The 6,183-nt window shown below is 37.6% G+C and carries 3 protein-coding genes; all 3 read left to right on the top strand.

Annotated features, from left to right (window positions below):
- Positions 1-202 precede the first annotated feature (202 nt).
- The 3 genes from cas9 (at position 203) to cas2 (ending at position 5,986) form a co-directional block, all read left to right on the top strand.
- Entirely contained in the window at positions 203-4,495 is a 4,293-nt protein-coding gene (gene cas9, locus AC1WHX_RS09820; RefSeq protein WP_481229256.1) for a type II CRISPR RNA-guided endonuclease Cas9, read from the top strand.
- A gap of 229 nt (positions 4,496-4,724) precedes the next feature.
- Positions 4,725-5,654, top strand: a complete 930-nt coding sequence (gene cas1, locus AC1WHX_RS09815; protein ID WP_303117364.1) for a type II CRISPR-associated endonuclease Cas1 — start codon at positions 4,725-4,727, stop codon at positions 5,652-5,654.
- Positions 5,654-5,986, top strand: a complete 333-nt coding sequence (gene cas2, locus AC1WHX_RS09810; protein ID WP_481229254.1) for a CRISPR-associated endonuclease Cas2 — start codon at positions 5,654-5,656, stop codon at positions 5,984-5,986. The genes cas1 and cas2 overlap by 1 nt, the downstream gene beginning before the upstream one ends.
- Positions 5,987-6,183: the final 197 nt, after the last annotated feature.

The following is a 6,183-nucleotide window of genomic DNA, read 5'->3' as shown; positions in this document are numbered from 1 at the left end:
GAATTTAAATTGCCGGAAAACATAAGCTTTACCTGTAAAAATCCCCCGCAGAAGGGCGAGGGAACCTAATGTTTTCACAACGGAATGATCCTTATTGTGATTTGCTTCATTTTAGTATGACAAAAGTATAAAATAAATGGTTTATGTGCAAATATTTTTAAAATAAAATTTTTATATTTGGGAAAGTTAAAACAAATATATCATGAAAAAGATTTTAGGTCTGGATTTGGGTTCGAACAGTATAGGGTGGGCATTGGTAAATGAAGCTGAAAATAGAGATGAGGCATCATCGATCATTAAGTTGGGTGTGCGAGTGAATCCTTTGACTGTCGATGAAATGCAAAATTTTGAGAAAGGGAAAAGTATTACTACTAATGCGGACAGGACTCTTAAAAGAAGTATGCGCCGTAATTTGCAGCGGTATAAATTGCGGCGCGATGCATTAATAAAGCTTTTAAAAAAAGTTGGGTTTATAGCGGATGGTACTATTCTTTCGGAGCAAGGAAACAGAACGACGTTTGAGACTTATCGTTTAAGGGCGAAAGCTCCCGATGAAGAAATCTCTTTACAGGAACTTGCACGTGTGTTGTTGATGATCAACAAAAAACGGGGATATAAAAGCAGTCGAAAAATAAAAGAAAAAGAGGCCGGAACTTTGATTGACGGAATGGAGGTTGCTAAAAAATTGTATGATGAGGATTTAACTCCCGGGCAACTTTGTCTACAGCTACTCGAATCGGGCAAAAAGTCTCTGCCTGATTTTTATAGTTCCGATTTGCAGGAAGAGTTTGATAGAATATGGAACTTCCAAAAACAGTTTAACCCGAAAGCCTTTTGTGATACCGCCAAAGAAGAAATCAAAGGAAAGAATAAAAGCCAGACATGGGCTATTCTGGCGAAATACTTTATTTGGACGGATGAAATGGTTGTTTGGAATGAAAAAGAGTCCAAAACAGAACGTGTGGAAAAAGAATGTAAACTTGTCGGTCTTAAACGGACTGTCAAAAAGGAGGAACAAAGAAAAGAGAACTATCGTTGGCGTGTACAAGCTCTTACGGAGCAGCTCGACTTGGAAAAAGTTGCAGTGGTGTTGCAGGAAATTAATGGACAGATAAGTACTTCAAGCGGTTATTTAGGAGCAATTAGCGACCGGAGCAAGGTCCTTTATTTTAATCGTCAGACGGTAGGTCAATATCAAATGGCTGAACTGGAAAAGAATCCCAATACAAGTCTGCGTAACATGGTGTTCTACCGGCAGGATTATTTGGATGAGTTTGATAAAATTTGGGAAAAGCAGGCGGAATTCCATAAGGAGTTGACCGTGGAGCTGAAAAAAGAAATTCGTGATATTATTATCTTTTACCAAAGACGCTTGAAAAGCCAAAAAGGTTTGATCGGTTTTTGTGAATTTGAAAACCGAGAAATTATGGTGGAGAAAAATGGCAAGATGCAAGCTAAGGTGGTGGGATGTAAAGTCATACCTCGTTCACATCCGTTGTTTCAAGAATTCAAAATATGGCAGACATTGAATAATGTAGAAGTATTTGCCGGTGAAAAAAAGTGTAAGCGAAAGAGAACGGATGCTTTCCCCGGATTGTTTGACGGTACGGAGGATACTTTGATGGTAGAAGGATGGCGATATTTATATCAAGAAGAAAAAGAGATATTGGCTAAGGAACTCTCCGTAAAAAAGAGCCTTAAAAAAGAATGTATTTTAAAACTCCTGTCCGACAATCCTCAGGATTTGAATTTCGAACAGATAGAAGGAAATGATACGAGGAATGTCCTCTTTTCGGCATACAGCAAAATGATCGAGAAGTATGGCTATGAACCGTTGGATTTTGGAAAACCGACAGATGAGATAATAGAACGGTTGCAAGATATCTTTACCGATCTGGGATGGAATACAGATTTGCTTTTCGTAGATTTGAATAAAGAGGGTAAAGATTTGGAGAAGCAGCCTTATTTCAAGCTTTGGCATTTATTATATTCATTTGAGGGAGACAATACACCGACCGGAAACGGAAAGTTGGTTGAAAAGCTTATGGAGCTTTGCCATGTGGGCAAAGAGTGTGCCTTAGAACTTGTGAATATTTCATTCCAAAACGATTATGGAAGCCTGAGTGCTAAAGCTATTAAAAAGATTTTGCCTTATTTGAAAGAAGGCAACCGATATGATGTGGCATGTGGATATGCAGGCTATCGCCATTCCAAATCTTCTCTGACTAAAGAAGAGATAGAAAATAAAGTATTGAAAGATAAACTGGATATTCTGCCTAAAAACAGCTTGCGTAATCCGGTAGTTGAAAAGATTTTGAATCAAATGGTGAATGTGATTAACGCAATCATTGACACTTATGGAAAACCTGATGAAATTCGAGTAGAATTAGCGCGTGAATTGAAGAAAAGTGCTAAGGAACGGGAAGAACTGACTAAAGCTATTGCAAAAAGTACCCGTGAACATGAAGAAATACGTAAAGTCTTGCAGGAAGAATTCGGCATGATAAATGTGAGCCGTAATGACATTATTCGCTATAAACTTTATGAGGAATTGAAGGATAACGGATATAAAACGTTGTATTCCAATCAGTATATACCCAAAGAAAAAGTGTTCAGTAAAGAGATAGATATAGAACACATCATTCCGCAAGCTCGGCTTTTCGATGATTCATTGTCGAATAAGACATTGGAGTATAAAGCGATTAACATTGAGAAAGGAAATAAAACAGCTTATGACTTCGTAAAGGAGAAATATGGAGAAAAAGGCTTGCAACAATATCTTAATCGTTGCGAAAGTTTGTTTAAAGGTCATAGAACAAAACTCCGGAAATTGAAAATGGAGCAGGAAAATATTCCGGAAGGATTTATCGATCGGGATTTGAGAAACACACAATATATAGCTAAAAAGGCTCTCGCTATGCTGAATGAGATTTGTCGCAGAGTAGTAGCTACCACCGGTTCTATAACGGATAGATTGCGAGAGGATTGGCAGCTTGTGGATGTATTGAAAGAATTGAACTTGCCTAAATATGAGACTTTGGGTTTGGTAGAAGTGTATGAAGATAAGGATGGACGAAAAATTAAAAGAATAAAGGACTGGACAAAAAGAAATGATCATCGGCATCATGCCATGGATGCTTTAACCGTAGCTTTTACCAAAGATGTGTTTATTCAATACTTTAACAACAAAAATGCGGCATGGCAGGCTGACTGCAAAGAGCACTCCGATATAATAGGTATAAAGACTCGTTATTTTGAGAATGGAAGGGCTTTGCCTCCTATGCCGTTAGTGCGGTTTCGTGCAGAAGCGAAAAGTCATTTGGAAACTTTGTTGGTATCTATCAAGGCTAAAAATAAAGTAGTTACTAATAATGTGAATTGTACAAAAAGAAAGGGCGGAGAAAATAAGAAGTTACAACAAACCCCGCGTGGACAATTGCATTTAGAGACTATCTACGGTAGCCATAGACAATATGTTACGAAAGAGGAAAAAGTGAATGCTTCTTTTGACTCCTCTAAAATTGCGACAGTGTGCAAACCGGCTTATCGGAATGCTTTGCTTGAACGGTTGGCGGCTTTTGGTAACGATCCCAAGAAAGCGTTTACCGGTAAAAACTCGTTGGAAAAAAATCCGGTTTACCTTAATAGGGAACAAACGGCACGAGTACCGGAGAGAGTACGAACGGTTGAGTTGGAAACTGTTTATACCATACGTAAACCTGTCGATCCGAATTTAAGTGTAGACAAGGTGGTTGATGCAAAAGTTCGTTCTATTTTGGAGCAACGTTTGAGAGAATATGATGGAGAAGCCAAGAGAGCATTTGTTAACTTAGATGAGAATCCTATATGGCTGAATGAGGAGAAAGGAATAGCTATCAAGCGAGTGACTATTCGAGGTATTAATAAAGTGCAATCATTGCATGGTAAGAAAGATAAAAACGGAAATCTGATTTTAGATGAAACAGGAAAGAAAATCCCTGTGGATTTTGTGAATACAGGCAATAATCATCACGTGGCTATTTATCGAAAACCTGTTTTAGATAAGACAGGACAAGAGATGCTTGATAATGAAGGTAATCCTGTGTATGAACTTGACGAAGTCGTGGTTTCTTTCTTTGAAGCTGTCACACGGGTGAATTTAGGTTTGCCCGTCATAGATAAGAATTATAACAAAAGTGAGGGCTGGCAGTTTATGTTCACGATGAAACAGAACGAGTATTTTGTGTTCCCTAATGAGAAAACCGGATTCGACCCGAAAGAAGTGGATTTGTTGAATCCGGAAAATTATGCGGTGATCAGTCCTAATTTATTTAGAGTACAGAAGATTTCGACAAAAAATTATATGTTTAGACATCATCTGGAAACTACTGTCATTGATAATAAACCTTTAAGAAAAATTACATGGGAGCTTATTCAAACGCCTAATAAGTTGGATGGTATAGTTAAAGTCCGAGTAAATCATATAGGGCAGATTGTCTCAGTAGGAGAATATTAAAAATAGATTATTTATGAGGAATTCCTTAGGGCCTGTCTCAATTTTGCTTGGGTTGGGTTTGAGAGTGCTTTTCGAGGATGTTTTTCTGATTTTATGAGGAGGATAGCGGGATATCTGACGAGTGAAAACGGGAAAGAAGACCGGAAGAAAACACAAAAATAACCTGATAGTATTTTTATTGGAAAGTTTAGACAGCTCTTAGAAACTTAATGACTAAAATCTGTGTATTATGATTAAGAAAACACTTTATTTTGGAAACCCTGCCTATCTGTCACTAAGAAATGCCCAATTAATAATAAGATTACCGGAAGTTGTTGATAATAACACTCTTCCTGAATATTTTAAACAAGTATCAGAAGTGTCCAAACCGATAGAGGATATCGGTGTTATAGTGTTGGATCATAAACAGATAACTATCACTTCAGGGGTATTGGAGGCATTCCTTGAAAATAATTGTGCTGTTCTGACATGTGACAGTAAAAGTATGCCGGTAGGTTTATTACTTCCTCTACATGGAAATACTATACAGAACGAGAGGTTTAGGCAGCAGTTGGATGCTTCTCTGCCATTGTCGAAACAACTTTGGCAGCAGACGGTAAAAGCTAAGATAGAGAATCAGGCAGCTGTGTTAAAAGAGTGTACCGGAGAAGAGATGAAGTGTATGAGAGTGTGGGCGGCCAATGTGAGAAGTGGAGATCCGGATAATCAAGAAGCTCGTGCTGCAGCTTATTATTGGAAAAACTTGTTTCGGATAGAAGGTTTTACAAGAGATAGGGACGGTATTCCGCCTAATAATTTATTGAATTATGGTTACGCTATTTTACGTGCTGTTGTTGCTCGTGGGTTAGTGGCAAGTGGGCTTTTACCTACTTTGGGAATACATCACCACAACCGCTATAATGCTTATTGCTTGGCAGATGATATTATGGAGCCATATCGTCCCTATGTAGATCGGTTAGTTTATGACATGGTTAAACAAGGAGCAAATTATGCTGAGTTGACAAAAGATTTGAAAGTCCGGTTACTTACTATTCCTACATTGGAAACCACCATTGCCGGAAAACGAAGTCCGTTAATGGTCGCAGTCGGACAAACTACGGCATCTTTGTATAAGTGCTTTAGTGGAGAATTGCGTAAAATATCTTATCCGGAAATTTGATGGACCGATTTAGTGAATATCGTGTTATGTGGGTACTTGTACTGTTTGATTTGCCTACTGAGACGAAAAAGGATAAAAAGGCATATACAGATTTTAGGAAGAATCTGCAAAAAGACGGTTTTACAATGTTTCAGTTTTCCATTTATATTCGTCATTGCGCCAGTAGCGAAAATGCAGAAGTACATATAAAGAGAGTTAAGTCTTTTCTCCCGGAGCATGGGAATGTAGGAATTATGTGTATTACAGATAAGCAATTCGGAAATATTGAACTTTTCTATGGTAAGAAAACAATGTCGGTGAATTCTCCGGGTCAGCAATTAGAACTGTTCTAAAAAGAAAAATCCTGCCATTGTGCAGGATTTTTCATAGGAAATAACATCAATTTTTTTATTCTGATTTGTTTTGTAAGTCATTAATTAATAAAATCTTACAAAGATCGTGATGTTTCCGATACTTCAAAGATACTAAAATGAAAGCAAATCACAACTATAGTCAATAGAATAATCAAGTTTATTATGATGTTTCCGAT

Source organism: Coprobacter sp. (assembly GCF_982436375.1).
This window is presented reverse-complemented; position numbering and strand designations above follow the sequence as displayed.

What these genes read in the sequence shown, in the direction of transcription:
- cas1 (WP_303117364.1), top strand. Translation starts at nt 4,725, where the DNA reads ATGATTAAGAAAACACTTTATTTTGGAAACCCTGCCTATCTGTCACTA.
- cas9 (WP_481229256.1), top strand. Translation starts at nt 203, where the DNA reads ATGAAAAAGATTTTAGGTCTGGATTTGGGTTCGAACAGTATAGGGTGG.
- cas2 (WP_481229254.1), top strand. Translation starts at nt 5,654, where the DNA reads ATGGACCGATTTAGTGAATATCGTGTTATGTGGGTACTTGTACTGTTT.